Source organism: Klebsiella sp. PL-2018, assembly GCF_019048985.1.
Lineage (GTDB): Bacteria > Pseudomonadota > Gammaproteobacteria > Enterobacterales > Enterobacteriaceae > Klebsiella > Klebsiella michiganensis.
Window position 1 is genome coordinate 5,414,714 of record NZ_CP077673.1, and the last position, 19,907, is coordinate 5,434,620.

Genomic DNA, 19,907 nt, shown 5'->3' on the forward strand with positions numbered 1-19,907 from the left:
AATGAAAACTAAATGAGAAATCTCCGGTGAAGTTCGTAAAGTATCTTTTTATCCTTGCAGTCTGTTGCGTACTGCTGGGAGCAGGCTCGATTTTTGGTCTCTATAAATATATAGAGCCGCAGCTCCCCGACGTCGCAACCCTGAAGGATGTGCGCCTGCAGATCCCGATGCAGGTCTATAGCGCGGATGGCGAGCTGATTGCGCAATATGGCGAAAAACGCCGTATTCCCGTCACGCTGCAGCAAATGCCGCCTGAGCTGATAAAAGCGTTTATCGCCACCGAAGATAGCCGTTTTTATGAGCATCATGGCGTTGACCCGGTCGGAATTTTCCGCGCGGCCAGCGTCGCGATGTTCTCCGGCCACGCCTCGCAGGGCGCCAGTACGATTACTCAGCAGCTGGCGCGCAACTTCTTCCTGAGCCCTGAGAAGACGCTGATGCGTAAGGTGAAAGAAGCCTTCCTCGCGATCCGCATCGAGCAGTTGCTCAATAAAGATGAAATCCTTGAGCTGTACCTGAACAAAATCTATCTTGGCTACCGCGCCTACGGCGTCGGCGCGGCCGCGCAGGTCTATTTTGGGAAATCCGTCGACCAGCTTACGCTGAGCGAAATGGCGGTCATTGCGGGCCTGCCTAAAGCGCCGTCGACGTTTAACCCGCTCTACTCCATGGATCGCGCAACCGCCCGCCGCAACGTTGTTCTCTCACGGATGCTGAGCGAAGGCTACATCACGCAGTCGCAGTACGATCAAGCGCGTAGCCAGACGATTGACGCCAGCTACCATACGCCGGAAATCGCCTTCTCCTCCCCGTATCTTAGCGAAATGGTGCGTCAGGAAATGGTCAGCCGCTACGGCGAGCAGGCTTATGAAGACGGTTATCGCGTCTACACCACCATTACCCGTAAAAATCAGCAGGCAGCCCAGCAGGCGGTGCGGAATAACGTGCTGGATTACGACATGCGCCACGGCTATCGCGGCCCGGAAAAGGTGCTGTGGAAGGTGGGCGAAACGCCGTGGGATAACCAGAAAATCCTCGATACCCTGAAAAAAACCCCGAGTACCGGACCGCTCTCTCCGGCGGTAGTCACTTCGGCAAGCCCGCAGGAAGCCGTCGCACTCATGAGCAACGGCACCTCGGTGTCGCTGAATATGGAAGGCGTCCGCTGGGCGCGTCGGTTTATCTCTGATACCCAACAGGGCGCCACGCCGCGTAAAGTGAACGATGTGGTACAGGCCGGGCAGCAGGTGTGGGTCCGCCAGGTGGGTAGCAGCTGGTGGCTATCGCAGGTGCCTGATGTCAACTCGGCGCTGGTATCGATCAACCCGCAAAACGGGGCGATCATTGCGCTGGTCGGCGGCTTCGATTTCAACCAGAGCAAGTTCAACCGCGCGACTCAGGCGCTGCGCCAGGTCGGTTCTAACATTAAGCCGTTCCTCTACACAGCGGCAATGGATAAAGGCTTAACGCTGGCGAGCATGCTCAACGATGTGCCGATTTCCCGCTGGGATGCCGGCTCCGGCTCCGACTGGCGGCCAAAAAACTCCCCGCCGCAGTATGCGGGCCCTATCCGCCTGCGTCAGGGGCTGGGTCAATCAAAGAACGTTGTCATGGTTCGCGCGATGCGCGCCATGGGCGTGGACTACGCGGCTGAGTATCTCCAGCGCTTCGGCTTCCCGGCGCAGAACATCGTGCGGACAGAATCGCTGGCGCTGGGCTCCGCGTCTTTCACCCCGCTTCAGGTTGCTCGCGGCTATTCGGTGATGGCTAACGGCGGTTTCCTGGTCAGCCCTTATTTCATCAGCAAAATCGAGAACGATCAGGGCGGCGTCATTTTTGAAGAGCGGCCAAAAATTGCCTGCCCGCAGTGCAATATTCCGGTGATTTATGGCGATACGCCGAAGTCCGATGTGCTCGAGAACAAAGACGTTGAGGACGTAGCGACCTCTCAGGACCCGCAAAACCCTGGCGTTCCTCCGCAGCCGCAGCTGGCGCAGGCGAACCAGTCGCTGGTGGCGCAAAGTGGCGCACCGGAGTATGCGCCGCACGTGATCAACACCCCGCTGGCGTTCCTGATTAAAAGCGCCCTGAACACTAATATCTTCGGCGAACCGGGCTGGATGGGCACCGGCTGGCGAGCGGGACGCGATCTGCAGCGTCACGATATCGGCGGCAAAACCGGGACCACCAACAGTTCAAAAGATGCGTGGTTCTCGGGCTACGGCCCTGGCGTGGTGACGTCGGTATGGATTGGCTTCGATGACCACCGTCGCGACCTTGGCCGCACCACCGCCTCCGGGGCAATCAAAGATCAGATATCGGGCTATGAAGGCGGCGCCAAAAGCGCTCAGCCGGCCTGGGATGACTTTATGAAAAACGTGCTGCAAGGCGTACCGGAAGAACCGCTTACGCCGCCGCCGGGTATTATTACGGTCAACATTGACCGCAGTACCGGTCAGTTGGCCAGCGGCGGTAACAGCCGCGCTGAGTACTTTATTGAGGGCACTCAGCCTACCCAGCAGGCGGTTCATGAAGTCGGCACCACCATTACCGATGGCGGGGGGGAAACCCACGAACTGTTCTGACAAAAAAAGCGCCTGCGGGCGCTTTTTTTTGGCTGACGGAAAACCGGTTGTAGATATCGTGCCACGGCTGGCGCCTTTACCACGACCTACCGCAACGGCTCCGTGGGGCCCGCCGCGGGGCATTTTTCGTTATCCGGGAGTGACGCTACAGCCGCCCCTGAGCCTGCAGCCATTCGCGCAGCAGGAACAGCGCGCTAACGTTACGCGCTTCGTTAAAGTCTTCTTCATCAAGCAGCGTCATCAGCTGCGACAGCGGCCAGCGAACCTGGGGCAGCGGCTCGGGCTCGTCGCCGGGCAGCGATTCCGGATAAAGATCTTCCGCCACCAGAATGTTCATCTTGCTGGAGAAGTAGGAGGGGGCCATGCTCAGCTTTTTCAAAAACGTCAGTTTTTGCGCGCCAAAGCCGACCTCTTCTTTTAGCTCGCGGTTGGCGGCCTCCAGTACGCTTTCACCCGGATCGATCAGGCCTTTTGAGAAGCCCAGCTCATAGGATTCCGTACCGACAGCGTATTCGCGAATCAAGATTATATGGTCATCGACAATCGGCACAATCATCACGGCTTCACGGGTAGAAGGCCGCATCCGTTCATACACTCGGCGCACGCCGTTGCTGAACTCGAGGTCCACGCTTTCAACATTAAAAAGGCGCGAACGCGCGACTGTTTCAACGTTGAGAATAGTGGGTTTTTGTAATGATTTGCTCATTGTCATCGGTCTATGCTGTGATTACAGCGGCCATTGTGCGATACGCAGCACGGTTTCGGCAATCCTAATCGCTACTAATTTACATAGTTGCAACTTTCCCGTCCCGAGCCCGATTATCACAATGACTAAAAAGTCAATAGGTTGAATAGTATTTGAGAATATACTGATTCCTGGATTTTAACGTTTTTGATAAGGTTGTATGCTGCTGCTTTGCATAAGAGATGTTCCCGCTTTAACAGAGTGCCGATTGCGACGGCTGTTTTACCTCCATTGATGAATGGCAACCGACGATACCAGTAAGAAAAGAATAACTATGATGGGATGGGCATGGGCACCTTTCTGATATTTTTGATAGCTCTGCTAATCTGCGCATTGCTTATCGGGTGGTGGTATCGCACGCATGCAAGACGTCGTCGCCTGCCGCTGCTGCAGGCCTTTAGCGATGCCGCGACGCGCAAGCTTTCCGATGAAGAGCGCAGCGCCGTAGAAAAATACCTCGACCGTCTCAGCCGCAACCAGCAGCTGCCGGCATCAGGCGCCAGCAGCGCGCCGGTAAACCTGACCCTGAACGAACAGAGCGGCACCGTTTATAGCGTCACCCGAGCCATCACTCGTTACGGCATCACCACCGACGACCTCAACAAATGGCGCTACTTCCTTGATTCCGTGGAAATTCATCTTCCCCCCTTCTGGGAACAACACATCAATGATGAAAACAGCGTCGAATTAATCTCCACCGATAGCCTGCCGCTGGTGATTGCTCTCAACGGGCAAACTCTCAGCGACTACCCGCACGAGTCCAGAGGGTTGGCGCTTGAAAAATCCTCCGTGCCTCAGGCTTCCATCCGCGGAGAAGAGAGCGAACAAATTGAGCTGCTGAACATCCGCCCGGAAACCCCTGAAGAGTACGCGCTCAGCCGCCCTGACGGTCTGCGCGAAGCCATCCTGGTGGTCACCGCTTTCCTGCTGTTTTATTGCAGCCTGATGACTCCCAACGTTTTTTCCCCCTGGCTACTGGGCGGCGGGTTGCTTCTCCTGCTTGCGGGCATATGGGGTATTTACGCCCCCCCACGTAAAACATCGCTGCGGGAAATTCACTGCCTGCGCGGCATGCCTAAACGCTGGGGGCTGTTTGGTGAAAACGACCAGGAACATATCAATAATATTTCCCTCGGTATTATCGATCTTATCTACCCGCGCCACTGGCAGCCGTGGATCGCGCAGGACCTCGGCCAACAAACGGATATCGACATCTATCTTAGCCGCCACGTTGTCCGCCAGGGGCGCTTCCTGTCGCTACATGATGAGGTTAAAAACTTCCCGCTTCAGTACTGGCTCCGCAGCGCGATTATCGCCCTGGGCGCGCTGCTGGTCGTCGTGATGCTGTGGGCCAGCGTACCGCTGAATATGCCCTTTAAATTCACCCTTTCATGGCTCAAGGGCGCACAAACTATCGAAGCCACGACGGTTGCCCAGCTGGAGAAGTCAAAGATTCGCATCGGCGACACGCTGCGCCTGAAAGGCACTGGAATGTGCAACATCCACTCGCCGGGCGCCTGGACGGCAAAAGAGAACTCGCCGTTTATGCCGTTCGATTGTTCACAAATCGTCTGGAATGATGCCCCTCCCCTGCCGCTGCCGGAGTCAGATATCGTCAGTAAAGCCACCGCCCTGATGCAGACAGTTCAGCGCCAGCTCCATCCCGAATCCGATGACGATTCGCGCGTCAGCCCGGCGCTGCGTTCCGCCATTCAGAAGTCAGGCATGGTGCTGCTGGATGACTTTGGCGATATCGTCACCAAAACTAACGACCTGTGCTCTGCGAAAGACGATTGCGTTCGTTTGAAGAATGCGCTGGTTAACCTCGGTAATACCCGCAACTGGGAAACCCTGACCAAACGCGCAAACGCGGGCAAGCTGGATGGCGTCAACGTCCTGTTACGCCCGGTAAGCGCGGAGTCGCTGGAGAATCTGGTCACCACCTCCACCGCCCCGTTCATCAGCCGTGAAACCTCGCGCGCGGCGCAGGCGCTGAATAGCCCGGCGCCCGGCGGTTTCCTGATTGCCAGCGATGAAGGCAGCGACCTGGTGAATCAGCCATGGCCAGGCACCGGGTTATACGACTTCCCTGCACACCAGCAGTGGAGCGAACTGCAGCGCCTGGCGGGCATGTTAATGCACACGCCGTTCCAGGCAGAAGGCATCGTCACCAATCTTTATACCGATGCCAACGGGACGCAGCACATCAACCTGCATCGTATTCCCGATCGCACCGGTCTGTGGCGCTATCTCGGCACCACTCTGCTGCTGCTGACCATGCTGGGCTGCACGGCGTATCACGGCCTCCAGGCTTTTCGTCGCTATCAGCGCCATCGCCAGCGTCAGGAAGAGATTCAGAAATACTACGAAAGCTGCCTGAATCCGGATCTCCTTTCCTCGCCGGAACCGCAAGAATAATTCTCTGCGCGACCGGGTATGATACCCTGTCGCGCAATTTCCCCCTCGCTGGAGACTCACCATGCATTTTGATATCGCCTGGCAGGAGGTTGATACCGTTCTGCTGGATATGGACGGCACGCTGCTCGACCTCGCCTTCGACAACTACTTCTGGCAAAAACTGGTGCCGGAAACCTGGGGCGCCGCGCGGGGTCTCAACCTGCAGGAAGCCAGGGACGCAATGCGCCAGGAGTACCACGCGGTGCAACATACGCTAAACTGGTACTGCCTGGACTACTGGAGCGAGCGCCTGGGTTTGGATATTTGTGCGATGACCAGCGAGCAGGGGCCAAGGGCCGCGCTGCGTGAAGATACCGTGCCGTTCCTCGAGGCGCTAAAAAACAGCGGCAAACGGCGGATTTTGCTGACCAACGCCCATCCGCATAATCTGGCGGTGAAGCTAAAGCACACCGGGCTGGATGCACACCTTGATTTATTGCTTTCCACCCACACATTTGGTTATCCGAAAGAAGATCAGCGGCTGTGGCACGCCGTGGCTGAAGAAACCGGCTTCGACGCGCGTAATACGCTCTTCGTCGACGATAACGAGGCGATTCTGGACGCGGCGGCGGAGTACGGCATCCGCTATTGCCTCGGTATCACCAACCCCGATTCCGGGCTGGCGGAAAAAAGCTACGCTCGCCATCCGGGGTTGAATGACTACCGGCATCTGATCCCCTCGCTGACCCTATAACAGGAGAGGCCATGAAAGAAAAACCCGTCGAAGCCGTCAGGCTGGACAAATGGCTGTGGGCGGCCCGCATTTATAAAACCCGTGCGCTGGCGCGCGAGATGATTGAAGGCGGCAAGGTGCACTATAACGGACAACGCAGTAAGCCGGGCAAAGTGGTCGAGCTGAACGCGACCCTGCTGCTTCGCCAGGGCAATGACGAACGAACCATCGTGGTAAAGGGCATTACCGAACAGCGCAGACCCGCCAGTGAAGCCGTCGCGCTTTATGAAGAGACGGCGGAGAGCATCGAGAAACGCGAGAAAATGGCGCTGGCGCGGAAGATGAACGCGTTAACCATGCCGCATCCCGACAGGCGACCGGATAAGAAAGAGCGCCGCGACCTGATGAGATTTAAACACGGCGATAGTGAATAACTGTGGCCCGCAAGAGAGATGATTATGACTCAACACGATCAATTACACCGCTATCTGTTTGAAAACTATGCCGTACGCGGTGAGCTGGTAACCGTTTCAGAAACTTTAGAACAGATTCTGACCAACCATAGCTACCCGCAGCCGGTGAAAACCGTGCTGGCGGAACTGCTGGTTGCCACCAGCCTGCTGACCGCCACGCTGAAGTTCGCCGGCGATATTACCGTTCAGCTGCAGGGCGATGGCCCGCTGTCGCTGGCGGTGATCAACGGCAACAACCAGCAGCAGATGCGCGGTGTAGCCCGCGTCCAGGGCGAGATCCCGGAAGGGGCGGACCTGAAAACCATGGTCGGTAACGGATATCTGGTCATTACCATCTCTCCGGAAGAGGGCGAGCGCTATCAGGGCGTGGTCGGTCTCGAGGGGGATACCCTTGCGGCCTGCCTCGAAGATTACTTCCAGCGCTCCGAACAGCTGCCGACCCGACTGATCATTCGTAGCGGTGAACACGACGGTAAACCGATGGCCGGCGGCATGCTGCTGCAGGTTCTGCCGGCGCAGGACGCACAGGCGGCGGATTTCGAACATCTGAGCACCCTGACTGAGACCATCAAAGCTGAAGAGCTGTTTACCCTGCCAGCAAACGATGTGCTCTGGCGCTTGTATCACGAAGAAGAAGTCACCGTTTACGAGCCGCAGAACGTCGAGTTTAAATGCACCTGCTCTCGCGAGCGCTGCGCCGGCGCGCTGAAAACGCTGCCGGATGAGGAGATCGATAGCATCCTGGCCGATGAAGGTGAAATCGATATGCACTGCGACTACTGCGGTAATCACTACATCTTTAATGCGATGGATATTGCCGAAATTCGTAACAACGCCTCCCCGGCCGACCCGCAGCTCCACTAATCATCGCTTCGTCAGGCGCGGTTTCCCTTTTCGCGCCTGGCGTCAACGCTTTTTCTGCGCGTGGTGAATCGATTCCCCATGAAAGAGTTACGTAATTTTCTTTCAGGTAAGCGATTACATTCACATTTCAACAGTTTTTTTAATTACTTTTTAACCATTAAGAAACATCTACCCCCAACTATGCCCCAATTCCTGAGATAATCCCCTACGCCTCGTGACAGGAGTCACAACGTTTTTCGTAAGTCCGCCGTTTGTCGAGATACGTAAATCTATGAGCCTGGTCGCGGTCTATACCCCGTAATAAACCCTACAATTTAAAGCAGTACATATTGGCTAAGGAGCAGTGACATGCGCGTTAATAATGGTTTAACCCCGCAGGATCTCAAGGCTTATGGTATCAATGACGTCCAGGATATCGTTCATAACCCCAGCTACGATACTTTGTATGAAGAAGAGCTCGCCCCCAATCTGGAAGGCTATGAACGTGGCGTATTAACAAATCTTGGTGCAATCGCCGTAGATACCGGTATTTTTACCGGCCGTTCTCCAAAAGATAAGTATATCGTTCGTGACGACACCACCCGCGATACGGTGTGGTGGGCTGATAAAGGCAAAGGCAAGAACGACAACAAGCCGCTCTCTGAGGAAACGTGGCAGCACCTGAAGGGGCTGGTGACCCGCCAGCTCTCCGGCAAGCGTCTGTTTATCGTTGACGCCTTCTGCGGCACCAATGCCGACACCCGCCTGAGCGTCCGCTTTATTACCGAAGTCGCCTGGCAGGCGCATTTCGTGAAGAACATGTTTATCCGACCAGGCGATGAAGAGCTGGCAAACTTCAAACCGGACTTCATCGTGATGAACGGCGCCAAGTGCACCAACCCGCAGTGGAAAGAACAGGGTCTGAACTCCGAGAACTTCGTCGCGTTCAACCTGACCGAGCGCATTCAGCTCATCGGCGGCACCTGGTACGGCGGCGAAATGAAAAAAGGGATGTTCTCGATCATGAACTACCTGCTGCCGCTGAAGGGCATCGCCTCCATGCACTGCTCCGCCAACGTAGGGGAAAAAGAGGATGTCGCCATCTTCTTCGGCCTTTCCGGTACCGGCAAGACCACCCTCTCTACCGATCCGAAACGCCGTCTGATTGGCGATGACGAACACGGCTGGGATGACGACGGGGTCTTCAACTTCGAAGGCGGCTGCTACGCCAAGACCATTAAGCTTTCCGAAGCCGCGGAGCCGGATATCTACCATGCGATTCGCCGCGATGCGCTGCTGGAGAACGTGGTGGTGCTGGCCGACGGCACCGTCGATTTTAACGACGGTTCGAAGACCGAAAACACCCGCGTTTCTTATCCGATCAACCATATCGAGAACATCGTTAAGCCGATCTCTAAGGCCGGTCATGCCACCAAGGTTATCTTCCTGACCGCCGACGCCTTTGGCGTCCTGCCGCCGGTTTCTCGCCTGACCGCCGACCAGACCCAGTACCATTTCCTGTCTGGCTTCACCGCCAAACTGGCAGGTACCGAGCGCGGCGTTACGGAGCCGACGCCAACCTTCTCCGCCTGCTTTGGCGCGGCGTTCCTGTCGCTGCACCCGACGCAGTACGCGGAAGTGCTGGTGAAACGCATGCAGGCGTCCGGCGCGCAGGCCTATCTGGTCAACACCGGCTGGAACGGTACCGGTAAACGTATCTCTATCAAAGATACTCGTGCCATTATCGACGCCATTCTTGATGGTTCGCTGGACAACGCCGAAACCTTCACTCTGCCGATGTTTGAGCTGCAGATCCCGACCGAGCTTCCCGGCGTGGATACCCATATCCTCGACCCGCGCAACACCTACGGATCGCCGGAGCAGTGGCAGGAGAAAGCGGAACAGCTGGCGAAGCTGTTTATTGAGAACTTCGAGAAGTACACCGATACGCCGGCGGGCGCTGCGCTGGTGGCCGCGGGGCCGAAACGCTAATCGGGTCCGCAGAAATGAAAAAGCCGGGAATCGCTTCCCGGCTTTTTTATCGCGTTGACATCACGCAGGCTTCTTCTTACTCGCCGCCTTACGCCGCTTATCCAGATCCTTAAGCAGCTTATTCACCTGCTCATCGGCAAACATCGCCTCGAGGGTGGTGGAGAGCTTGCGACGCCAGTTTGGATACTCCGTGCTGGTGCCCGGAATATTGACCGGCTCGGCCATCTCCAGCCAGTCTTCCGGCTGCAGGCCCAGCAGGGCGCTGTTGCTGTCGGCAATATAGCGCTGCATTCCACGATTGAGGGTCGATGTCATCGCCATCAGCGACGCTTTGTGCCCGGTACGCTTCGGCAGACAGCCGTAGCGGTGCAGAGCGTCCAGCAGCCCCTGCTTCGCCCGCTCGCGGTCCTGATACAGTCCGCGCAGTACCACCGCATCCGGATACAGGCCAAGCGATTTACCCAGCGTCAGGTCGCCGCTTTCCCAGTAGCCGCGCAGCGTTGGCAGGTCATGCGTCGTAGCCACAGCCATTGATTGCTCCGGATACGCCTTCGGCGCACGGAAAGTCTTCTCGTGGTCATTTTCGAAATAGAGCACTTTGTAAGAGTAAACGCCGCTTTTACGCAGCTTACCGACTATCTCTACCGGTACGGTTCCCAGATCCTCGCCGATCACCATACAGCGATGACGCTTACTCTCCAGCGCCAGAATCGACAACAGATCGTCGACCGGGTACTGCACATAGGCGCCGTGATCGGCCGTTTCACCGTAAGGGATCCACCACAAACGCAGCACCGACATCACGTGATCGATGCGCAGCGCCCCGCAGTTTTGCATGTTGGCGCGCAGCAGTTCGACAAACGGCTCATAGGCGCGCGCCACGATGATATGCGGATCCATCGGCGGCAGGCCCCAGTTTTGTCCCAGCGGGCCCAGGATATCCGGCGGCGCGCCGACGGAAGCTTTCAGGCAGTACAGCTCGCGATCGCACCAGGTTTCCGCCCCGCCTTCCGCAACGCCCACCGCCAGGTCGCGATACAGGCCGATCGGCATGGCGTCGTTCTGGCTGGTATGCCAGCATTCGGCAAACTGAGTGAAAGCGAGCCACTGCAGCCACAGGTAAAAATTCACCTCATCGGCGTGTTCGGTGCAGAACGCTTTAACCTCCGGGCTATCGGTATCCTGATAAGCCTTCGGCCACGCGGGCCAGCCCCAGCGCAGCGGATCCTGCTTAACCTGCCAGGCGTGCAGCGCGTCAAACGCCGCCTGCCAGTACAGGCTTTCCCCCTCGCGCGCCACAAACTGACGGAACTCCGCCGTCGTCTCATCGTTACGTGCGGAAAAACCTTTCCAGGCCATGCGCAGCGCAGTGAGCTTAAGGGCGGTCACGGCGGTGTAGTCAACATCATCGGTCTGACGCGCGGCCTGCAGGGCCTGCTGCGTAGCCGGTGATTGCCACCATTTCTGCGCCTCTTTGCTGTGTCGGAAATCCTCTACCGCATTGACATCAATATAGATAACGTTGAGCCAGCGGCGTGAAGAGGGGCTGTACGGACTGGCGCTCTCCGGATTAGCCGGATAGAGCGCGTGAATCGGGTTAAGCCCGATAAACGCACCGCCGCGGCGGGCGATTTCCGGCAGCATCGCGCGTAAATCGCCGAAGTCGCCAATCCCCCAGTTCTTCTCCGAGCGCAGCGTATACAGCTGTACGCAGGTTCCCCACAGCTTCTTGCCATCCTTCAGCGCCTGCGGTTCGTAGCAGCGCGCGGGCGCAACGATGACCCGGCAGTGCCAGCGGTCGCCGTCCTGAGTCAGCGTCAGCGTGTGGTACCCTTCCGGCAATCTTGCCGGCAGCGGCAGCGTTTCACCGCCGCGCGCCTGGCCCTGATACTGTTTCCCTTCTTCGGTGGTGAGGATCCAGTGGAACTCCCCCTGGCCCGCCACCGGCAGAGACATCTTTTTGCCGTAGGTGAACACCTGCACCGCAGGCAGCGGGTTAACCGCCGCCTTCACGGCGGTCGCTGTACGATGCATCGCATCAAGCAGCCGCTGCTTGGTCACCGCAGCAATGGACTGCGGCTTTCCGTGAGCGTTGATGTAGCTTGGGCTTATTCCCGCCGCCAGGGCAGCGTTATCAAGGCGTTTAGTCTCCATAGGCCTGTCCTTAGCGTTTTGCCTGCCAGATACGTTGCTGATAATCGCGAATCGAGCGGTCGGAGCTGAACATGCCGCAGCGCGCGGTGTTCAGGATCGCTGCGCGCGTCCAGGCCTCCTGGTCGCGATACAGCGCATCAACCTGCTTCTGCGCCGCCACGTAGGCTTCAAAATCCGCCAGCACCAGGTACGGATCGCCGCCTTTCAGCAGGCTATGCAGCATCTGGTCAAAGGCATGCTTATCGCCATCGCTATATTTGCCGCTCTCCAGCTCTTTCAGCACCGCGTCCAGCAGCTTGTCTTTCTTACGCCATTTCAGCGGATCGTAGCCTTTGGCCTTCAGCGCTTTCACTTCTTCCACGGTATGACCGAAGATAAAGATGTTTTCGTCGCCCACCTGCTCAGCGATTTCCACGTTCGCCCCGTCCAGGGTTCCCACGGTCAGCGCGCCGTTCAGCGCCAGCTTCATATTGCCAGTACCGGAGGCCTCTTTACCCGCCGTAGAGATCTGCTCGGAGACATCCGCCGCCGGGATCAGCATTTCCGCCGCCGAGACGCAGTAGTCCGGCAGGAATACCACTTTCAGCTTATCGCCAACCAGCGGATCGTTATTGATCGCTGCGGCAACCTTGTTGATCGCCCAGATAATATTCTTCGCCAGGTAGTAGCCCGGCGCCGCTTTCGCACCGAACAGGAACACGCGCGGTACGCGGTCCGCCTGCGGGTTCTCGCGGATTTCTTTGTACTGCGCGAGGATGTTCAGCAGGTTGAGGTGCTGACGTTTGTACTCGTGCAGACGTTTAATCTGGATATCGAAAATCGCCTGCGGATTAATCTCGATACCGGTACGCCGCTTCACAAACTCCGCCAGACGAACCTTGTTGGCCAGCTTAATGTCGCGATACGTCTGACGGAACTTCGCGTCATCGGCATATTTTTCGAGATTGATCAGCTGGTCGAGATCGTTGGCCCACTCTTTCTTCAGGGTTTTATCCAGCAGCGCGGCCAGAGCCGGGTTGCACTGTTTGATCCAGCGGCGCGGGGTAATACCGTTGGTGACGTTATGGAATTTATTCGGCCACAGCTGGTGATATTCCGGGAACAGATCTTTCACCACCAGGTCGGAGTGCAGCGCGGCAACGCCGTTAACCGCAAAGCCGCTCACCACGCACATGTTCGCCATGCGAACCTGTTTATCGTGCACCACCGCCAGTTTCGCCCATACCTGCTTATCGCCCGGCCAGGTTTTATCCACCAGCGTTTTAAAGCGGTCGTTAATCTGTTTGATGATCTGCATGTGGCGCGGCAGAAGCGCTTTCACCAGCTTCTCATCCCAGCACTCCAGCGCTTCCGGCATCAGGGTGTGGTTGGTATACGCGAAGGTTTTGCTGGTAATCGCCCAGGCGTCGTCCCAGCTCAGCTGATGCTCATCAATCAGCACGCGCAGCAGTTCCGGAATCGCAATCGTCGGGTGAGTATCGTTAAGCTGGATGACTTCATAATCCGCCAGCTCCGCCAGCTTGCGGCCCGCCAGATGGTGGCGACGCAGAATATCGGCAACCGAGCAGGCGCACTGGAAGTACTGCTGCATCAGACGCAGTTTTTTACCCGCCTGATGGTTATCGTTCGGGTAGAGAACTTTCGTCAGTTTTTCGGCGTCAATGCCCTGCTGTTCGGCACGCAGGAAATCGCCGTCGTTGAATTTGGTCAGGTTAAACGGATGCGCGTGCTTAGCCTGCCACAGGCGCAGCGGCTGAGCCACGTTGTTGCGGTAGCCCAGCACCGGCAGATCCCAGGCTTCGCCGGTAATCACGAATGCCGGTATCCACTCACCGCTTTTGGTCACTTTACCGCCGAGGCCAACCTGCACGTCCAGCGCTTCGTTGTGGCGGAACCACGGGTAGCTATTACGCCCCCAGTCATCCGGCGCTTCCATCTGCTGGCCGTCAGCGAAAGACTGGCGGAACAGACCGTACTGGTAGTTCAGGCCGTAGCCGGTCGCCGACTGGCCAACGGTAGCCATTGAATCAAGGAAACAAGCCGCCAGACGGCCAAGACCGCCGTTGCCCAGACCCGGGTCGATTTCCTCTTCCAGCAGGTCGGTCAAATTAATGTCGTGGGCCTGAAGCTCATCGCTGACCTGCTGATACCAGCCAAGGTTAAGCAGGTTGTTGCCGGTCAGGCGACCGATCAAAAACTCCATGGAGATATAGTTTACGTGGCGCTGCCCTTCGGCCGCTTTTGCTACCGGCTGAGCCGACAACAGCTCGGACAGCGCACCGCTAACGGCGCGCCACCACTGACGCTGGGTCATCTCGGAAGCGGACTGTAAACCAAAATGCTGCCACTGACGCGTCAGTGCAGCCTGAAACTGAGCTTTGTTAAAAGAAGTCTGTGACATAAGTAATCCGGGTCCTTTACTAAAACGTTAGCGTTAGTGTGCCGACCTCCCGGAGTCGCGTCCTCATCCCGCCAGGGATTAGCCGGGGAGGAGTAGCAGGGATGAGCGAAAAGTGTGATCGTGGCCACTATTACGTTAGCCTACCGGCAAAAATTATGCTGCAAAATTCGCCATACCGAAACAACAAACCGGCCCGCCTGGCGCTCAAAATTTTGTTACAAGCCAGGACGATAAAAGCAAGCGAAATGCCGTTGTGTAAATATTGCCAAATAAAAGTAAATATCAGGGGAATAAACGTACTTTAATGTAGAAATAGCTCAAAAAGATGACTTATAAGATTTCGCTGATAATATTTTATTAAAAACAAACAGCTACTAATTTTGTAATAAAAGATTAGCTTATCGTGCCTGTAACCTGCGCAATCCCAATAACCGCGCACGCTGACGCGGATTTCTGTGAATTTCTCTCTATGTCCAAATTTGTGACATAGAGCAAATTCAAGAGCATAAAACTCGGACATAACTTGCAATAAAATTCATTATGGCCGACCTTATTGGATATTAATTACGAAGCGCAAAAAAATTCGCAACTCCTCCCTTGCACAGCGAAATGAAGAACTATGTTGATTCCGTCTAAATTAAGTCGCCCGGTCCGCCTTGAACACACTGTGGTTCGTGAGCGATTGCTGGCGAAACTTTCCGGCGCGAACAATTATCGTCTCGCGTTGGTGACCAGCCCGGCTGGCTACGGTAAGACCACGCTCGTGTCTCAATGGGCGGCGGGGAAAAACGATCTCGGCTGGTTCTCCCTGGATGAAGGCGATAACCAACAGGAGCGTTTTGCCAGCTATCTTATCGCCGCCGTTCAACAGGCAACCGGCGGCCACTGCGCGGCCAGCGAAGCGATGGTGCAAAAGCGCCAGTACGCCAGCCTGCCTTCCCTCTTCGCACAACTGTTTATTGAACTGGCCGACTGGCAGCGCCCGCTGTTCCTGGTGATTGATGATTACCATCTGATCAGCAATCCGGTAATTCATGACGCAATGCGTTTCTTCCTCCGCCATCAGCCAGAAAATATGACGCTGGTGGTGCTGTCGCGTAATCTGCCGCAGCTGGGTATCGCCAACCTGCGCGTGCGCGATCAGCTGCTGGAAATCGGCAGCCAGCAGTTGGCTTTTACCCATCAGGAAGCCAAGCAGTTTTTCGACTGTCGTCTCAGTTCGCCCATTGAGGCCGACGACAGCAAAAGGCTGTGCGACGATGTTGCCGGCTGGGCCACCGCGCTACAGCTGATTGCCCTCTCGGCGCGCCAGAACAATACTTCCGCCCACCACTCCGCTCGTCGTCTTGCCGGCATTAACGCCAGCCATCTTTCTGACTATCTGGTCGATGAGGTGCTGGATAACGTGGACCCGCGGACGCGTAATTTCCTGCTGAAAAGTTCGCTACTGCGTTCAATGAACGATGCGCTCATCGTCCGCGTTACCGGCGAAGAGAATGGCCAGATGCAGCTGGAAGAAATTGAACGTCAGGGCTTATTCCTGCAGCGGATGGACGATTCCGGCGAATGGTTCCGCTACCATCCGCTGTTCGGCAACTTCCTGCGCCAGCGCTGCCAGTGGGAGCTGGCGGTTGAGCTGCCGGAAATTCACCGTGCCGCGGCAGAAAGCTGGATGGCGCAAGGCTTCCCGAGCGAAGCCATTCACCACGCCCTGGCCGCGGGTGACGCCAAAATGCTGCGCGATATTCTGCTCAACCACGCGTGGGGCATGTTTAACCACAGCGAACTGAGTTTGCTGGAGCAGTCCCTCGCCGCGCTGCCGTGGTCAAACCTGCTGGAAAACCCGCGTTTAATTCTTTTGCAGGCCTGGCTGATGCAGAGCCAGCACCGCTATAGCGAAGTGAATACCCTGCTGGCGCGCGCCGAGCAGGAGATGGATACGGAAATGGACACCGCCATGCACGGGGATTTCAACGCCCTGCGCGCCCAGGTGGCGATCAACGCAGGCGATCAGGACGAAGCCGAGCGCCTGGCGATGGTGGCCCTTGATGAACTGCCGCTGGCCAGCTACTACAGCCGTATCGTTGCCACATCCGTACACGGTGAAGTTCTGCACTGCAAAGGCCAGCTGAGCAAATCGCTGGCGGTCATGCAGCAGACGGAACAGATGGCCCGCCGTCATGACGTCTGGCACTACGCGTTATGGAGCATGATCCAGCAAAGCGAAATCCTCTTTGCGCAGGGTTTCCTGCAGGCCGCCTGGGAAATTCAGGAAAAAGCGTTCCAGCTGATTCGCGAACAGCACCTTGAGCAGCTGCCGATGCACGAGTTCCTGCTGCGGATTCGCTCCCAGCTGCTGTGGGCCTGGGCGCGGCTGGATGAAGCGGAGACCTCCGCGCGCAGCGGCATGAACGTGCTTTCCTCCTATCAGCCGCAGCAGCAGCTGCAGTGCCTGACGCTGATGGTACAGTGCTCGCTGGCGCGGGGCGACCTGGATAACGCCCGCAGCCATTTGAATCGCCTGGAAAATCTGCTTGGCAACGGCCATTACCATAGCGACTGGGTATCCAATGCCGACAAAGTCCGGGTGATCTACTGGCAGATGATCGGCGATAAAGCCGCCGCGGCAAACTGGCTGCGCCAGACGCCAAAACCGGAATTCGCTAACAACCATTTCTTGCAGAGCCAGTGGCGCAATATCGCCCGCGCGCAGATCCTGCTCGGCGATTTTGATTCCGCCGAGATGGTGCTGGAAGAGCTAAACGATAACGCCCGCTCGCTGCGTTTGATGAGCGACCTGAACCGCAACCTGCTGCTGCTCAACCAGCTCTACTGGCAGGCCGGGCGTAAGAGCGAAGCGCAAAAAGCGCTGCTGGAAGCGCTCACCCTCGCTAACCGCACCGGGTTTATTAATCATTTTGTCATTGAAGGCGAAGCGATGGCGCAGCAGCTGCGCCAGCTGATTCAGCTCAATACGCTGCCGGAGCTGGAGCAGCACCGCGCCCAGCGTATTCTGCGCGATATCAACCAGCATCATCGGCATAAGTTCGCCCACTTTGACGAGAGCTTCGTCGAACGGCTGCTGAACCACCCGGAAGTGCCGGAGCTTATCCGCACCAGCCCGCTGACCCAGCGCGAATGGCAGGTCCTGGGACTTATCTATTCCGGCTACAGCAACGAGCAGATCGCCGGTGAGCTGGACGTGGCCGCCACTACGATTAAAACGCATATCCGTAACTTGTATCAGAAGCTGGGCGTGGCGCACCGCCAGGATGCCGTTCAGCATGCCCAGCAGCTGTTGAAAATGATGGGATACGGGGTTTAAGCCGCTATCGGCTCGCTTCAGGCAACATAACCGTTACGTCATCGCCGGCGGCAGGTTTCCCTCCGCCTGGCGGCGGAGATAATCCTGTCACTCATCAACATCACGCCATCAATCGCGCGCGTCAGGCGGAGCAACGCTCTGGCATGACCCGGAAATGCTAAAGGTTCAGCACAGCTCCAGCTGAAGGTTGTTATCGGTAATCACCTTCAGTACGCCGGCGGGCGGCATCACATCGGTGTAGACCGCATCAACCATACTGATGCTGCCCATGTTGACCATCGCATTACGGCCAAATTTAGAATGGTCAACGACCAGCATCACGTGGCGGGAGTTTTCAATAATCGCCCGTTTGGTGCGAACTTCGTGGTAGTCGAACTCCAGCAGCGAGCCATCGCTGTCGATACCGCTGATGCCGAGAATGCCGAAATCAAGGCGAAACTGGGAGATAAAGTCCAGGGTGGCCTCACCGATAATACCGCCATCCCGGCTGCGCAGCTCGCCGCCGGCCAGGATAATGCGGAAGTCCTCTTTCACCATCAGCGTATTGGCGACGTTGAGGTTATTGGTGACGATGCGCAGATCGTTATGGTTAAGCAGCGCGTGGGCCACCGCTTCCGGCGTGGTACCGATATCGATAAACAGCGTCGCGCCATCGGGGATTTCGCTCGCCACCTTGCGGGCGATGCGCTCTTTTTCCTGGGTCTGGGTCGATTTTCTGTCGTGCCAGGACGTATTCACCGAGCTGGACGGTAGCGCAGCGCCGCCGTGATGACGCAGAATCATTTTCTGATCGGCTAAATCATTCAGATCGCGGCGAATGGTCTGCGGGCTGACGGCAAACTGCTCGACAAGCTCCTCGGTACTGACGTATCCCTGTTTTTTTACCAGCTCGATAATCGCGTCATGACGTTGTGTTTGTTTCATGAAATATCCCTGGGAATCTCTACGTTCGTTTTCGCACATTCTGCGTATCAACAAACGCCATCGCCAGCCCGGTCACCAGACCGGCCACGTGCGCACCGTTCGCAATCGACATGCCGAAAACATCAAACCATCCAGCAATTAACCATACTAAAGAGAAGAGTATCAAGCCGCGCTGTAAATAAACGCCGCTCTGCGGATCGCGCTCGCCCCGTAGCCAGACATAGCCCATTAGCGCATAGACTACGCCGGAGAGTCCGCCAAACCACGGGCCGCTGAACTGATGCTGCACAAAGCCGCTCAGCAAAGCGGCGATCACCGTAATCACCACCAGCTTGCCGCTGCCGATGCGCTTTTCTACCGCTCCGCCGAGGTACCACCACCATAGCAGGTTGAACAGAATATGCATCAGCGAGAAGTGCATAAGCGCATGGCTAAAGTAGCGCCAGACTTCAAATTTCAGCGAAGGATCGTAGGGCCAGGCCAGCAGCAGCATGACCGGTTGATCGCCAATGACCGTTTGCAGGACAAAGACGGCGATGCAGGCGAAGAGCACGCCCCAGGTCACCGGCCCGGCATTATGGCGAAGCGTCGCTAAAAAGGGAAAGCGCTGGTAGTGCAGCCCGCTATTGGTGTGCCCCGACTGCCAGCTGGCAGCGAGGTAACGCGGATCGGCGGGATTTTCCAGAAAGCGGGCCAGCTCGGCCTGTACGCGTCCGGCCTGGGACTCATCAGCCAGCCAGATATCGCTCTGCGTATGCTGCTGAATAGTCAGAATAATGCCCTGCGTCGCCATATAGTCGACAAACGCCTGGGCCACGCGCGGGTTGGCAAAAGAGGTAATCATTAACATGCAGCGGATCGCTTATTCCACACAAAGGGAGATATTATAGCCACAACCGGCGCTAACGCCTAAAGTGCGCCATGCGCGACTTCCGCCGGAAAATGCCGGTGCCAGGCATCAAACCCGCCGTCCACGCTGTAAACCTTGTCGTAACCCTGCTGCAGCAGATACTGCGCGGCGCCTTTGCTGCTATTGCCGTGATAGCACATCACCATGACCGCCGTATCAAAGTCGTTGTCGCGCATAAACGCGCCCAGCGTATCGTTGGTCAGATGGAATGCGCCCGGCGTGTGGCCCATCGCATAGCTTTGCGGGTCGCGAATATCGACCAGCACCGCCGTCTGCTGGTGCATTTTCTGGTGGGCTTCTTCTACGTTAATACATTCAAAGCGATCCATAAGCTCTCTTCTTTATATACGGATATACAGACAGGCGGCGAAACGCCCTGGATTTTAGCGTCTAGTGTACAGCCTGGCGCTAAATAAACGCCAATA

13 protein-coding genes are annotated in these 19,907 nt (G+C 56.9%); 7 read left to right on the plus strand and 6 right to left on the minus strand.

Going from position 1 to position 19,907, the window contains the following annotated elements:
* The first annotated feature begins 26 nt into the window (after positions 1–26).
* Positions 27–2,585: a peptidoglycan glycosyltransferase/peptidoglycan DD-transpeptidase MrcA gene (gene mrcA / locus MKleb_RS25670; protein ID WP_009654857.1), complete on the plus strand. Its 2,559-nt coding sequence runs from the start codon at positions 27–29 to the stop codon at positions 2,583–2,585.
* A 145-nt stretch (positions 2,586–2,730) separates the two neighbouring features.
* On the opposite strand, the gene nudE is transcribed toward mrcA, so the two are convergent.
* On the minus strand, positions 2,731–3,291 hold the full coding sequence (gene nudE, locus MKleb_RS25675) for an ADP compounds hydrolase NudE (protein ID WP_004854946.1): 561 nt from the start codon (positions 3,289–3,291) through the stop codon (positions 2,731–2,733).
* A gap of 327 nt (positions 3,292–3,618) precedes the next feature.
* Between nudE and MKleb_RS25680 the strand changes: the two genes are divergently transcribed.
* The 5 genes from MKleb_RS25680 to pckA all read left to right on the plus strand — a co-directional run bounded on the left by MKleb_RS25680 (position 3,619) and on the right by pckA (position 9,768).
* A complete protein-coding gene (locus MKleb_RS25680) occupies positions 3,619–5,748 on the plus strand; it encodes an intracellular growth attenuator family protein (protein WP_046877919.1) in 2,130 nt (709 codons plus the stop codon).
* A gap of 61 nt (positions 5,749–5,809) precedes the next feature.
* Positions 5,810–6,481 (plus strand): GMP/IMP nucleotidase, encoded by a 672-nt coding sequence (gene yrfG, locus MKleb_RS25685; RefSeq protein WP_029946960.1) that lies wholly within the window; start codon positions 5,810–5,812, stop codon positions 6,479–6,481.
* An 11-nt stretch (positions 6,482–6,492) separates the two neighbouring features.
* Complete coding sequence (gene hslR, locus MKleb_RS25690) at positions 6,493–6,894, plus strand: ribosome-associated heat shock protein Hsp15 (protein WP_014227064.1); 402 nt, start codon at positions 6,493–6,495, stop codon at positions 6,892–6,894.
* 18 nt (positions 6,895–6,912) lie between these two features.
* Complete coding sequence (gene hslO, locus MKleb_RS25695) at positions 6,913–7,797, plus strand: Hsp33 family molecular chaperone HslO (protein WP_160741635.1); 885 nt, start codon at positions 6,913–6,915, stop codon at positions 7,795–7,797.
* Between the two features lie 348 nt (positions 7,798–8,145).
* Positions 8,146–9,768, plus strand: a complete 1,623-nt coding sequence (gene pckA, locus MKleb_RS25700; protein ID WP_217076356.1) for a phosphoenolpyruvate carboxykinase (ATP) — start codon at positions 8,146–8,148, stop codon at positions 9,766–9,768.
* A 60-nt stretch (positions 9,769–9,828) separates the two neighbouring features.
* Here the strand turns inward: pckA and malQ are convergent, their stop codons facing one another.
* Together malQ and malP are read right to left on the minus strand one after the other, a co-directional pair.
* The gene (malQ, locus tag MKleb_RS25705; RefSeq protein ID WP_025107848.1) at positions 9,829–11,922 is read right to left on the minus strand and encodes a 4-alpha-glucanotransferase; all 2,094 of its coding nucleotides are present in this window, start codon (positions 11,920–11,922) and stop codon (positions 9,829–9,831) included.
* 10 nt (positions 11,923–11,932) lie between these two features.
* Positions 11,933–14,323 (minus strand): maltodextrin phosphorylase, encoded by a 2,391-nt coding sequence (malP, locus tag MKleb_RS25710; protein WP_025107849.1) that lies wholly within the window; start codon positions 14,321–14,323, stop codon positions 11,933–11,935.
* Positions 14,324–14,942: 619 nt separating this feature from the next.
* Here malP and malT point away from each other — a divergent pair.
* Positions 14,943–17,648: an HTH-type transcriptional regulator MalT gene (gene malT, locus MKleb_RS25715; RefSeq protein ID WP_014227069.1), complete on the plus strand. Its 2,706-nt coding sequence runs from the start codon at positions 14,943–14,945 to the stop codon at positions 17,646–17,648.
* A 165-nt stretch (positions 17,649–17,813) separates the two neighbouring features.
* On the opposite strand, the gene MKleb_RS25720 is transcribed toward malT, so the two are convergent.
* Genes MKleb_RS25720 through glpE form a run of 3 tightly spaced genes read right to left on the minus strand, consistent with a single transcriptional unit; the run spans position 17,814 to position 19,811 of the window.
* Positions 17,814–18,572: a DeoR/GlpR family transcriptional regulator gene (locus tag MKleb_RS25720; RefSeq protein WP_004106478.1), complete on the minus strand. Its 759-nt coding sequence runs from the start codon at positions 18,570–18,572 to the stop codon at positions 17,814–17,816.
* A gap of 19 nt (positions 18,573–18,591) precedes the next feature.
* Positions 18,592–19,422 carry a rhomboid family intramembrane serine protease GlpG gene (glpG, locus tag MKleb_RS25725; protein ID WP_014227070.1) on the minus strand — a complete coding sequence of 277 codons (831 nt, stop codon included), beginning with the start codon at positions 19,420–19,422 and terminating at the stop codon, positions 18,592–18,594.
* Positions 19,423–19,481: 59 nt separating this feature from the next.
* On the minus strand, positions 19,482–19,811 hold the full coding sequence (glpE, locus tag MKleb_RS25730) for a thiosulfate sulfurtransferase GlpE (RefSeq protein WP_004126086.1): 330 nt from the start codon (positions 19,809–19,811) through the stop codon (positions 19,482–19,484).
* Between the last annotated feature and the right edge of the window lie 96 nt (positions 19,812–19,907).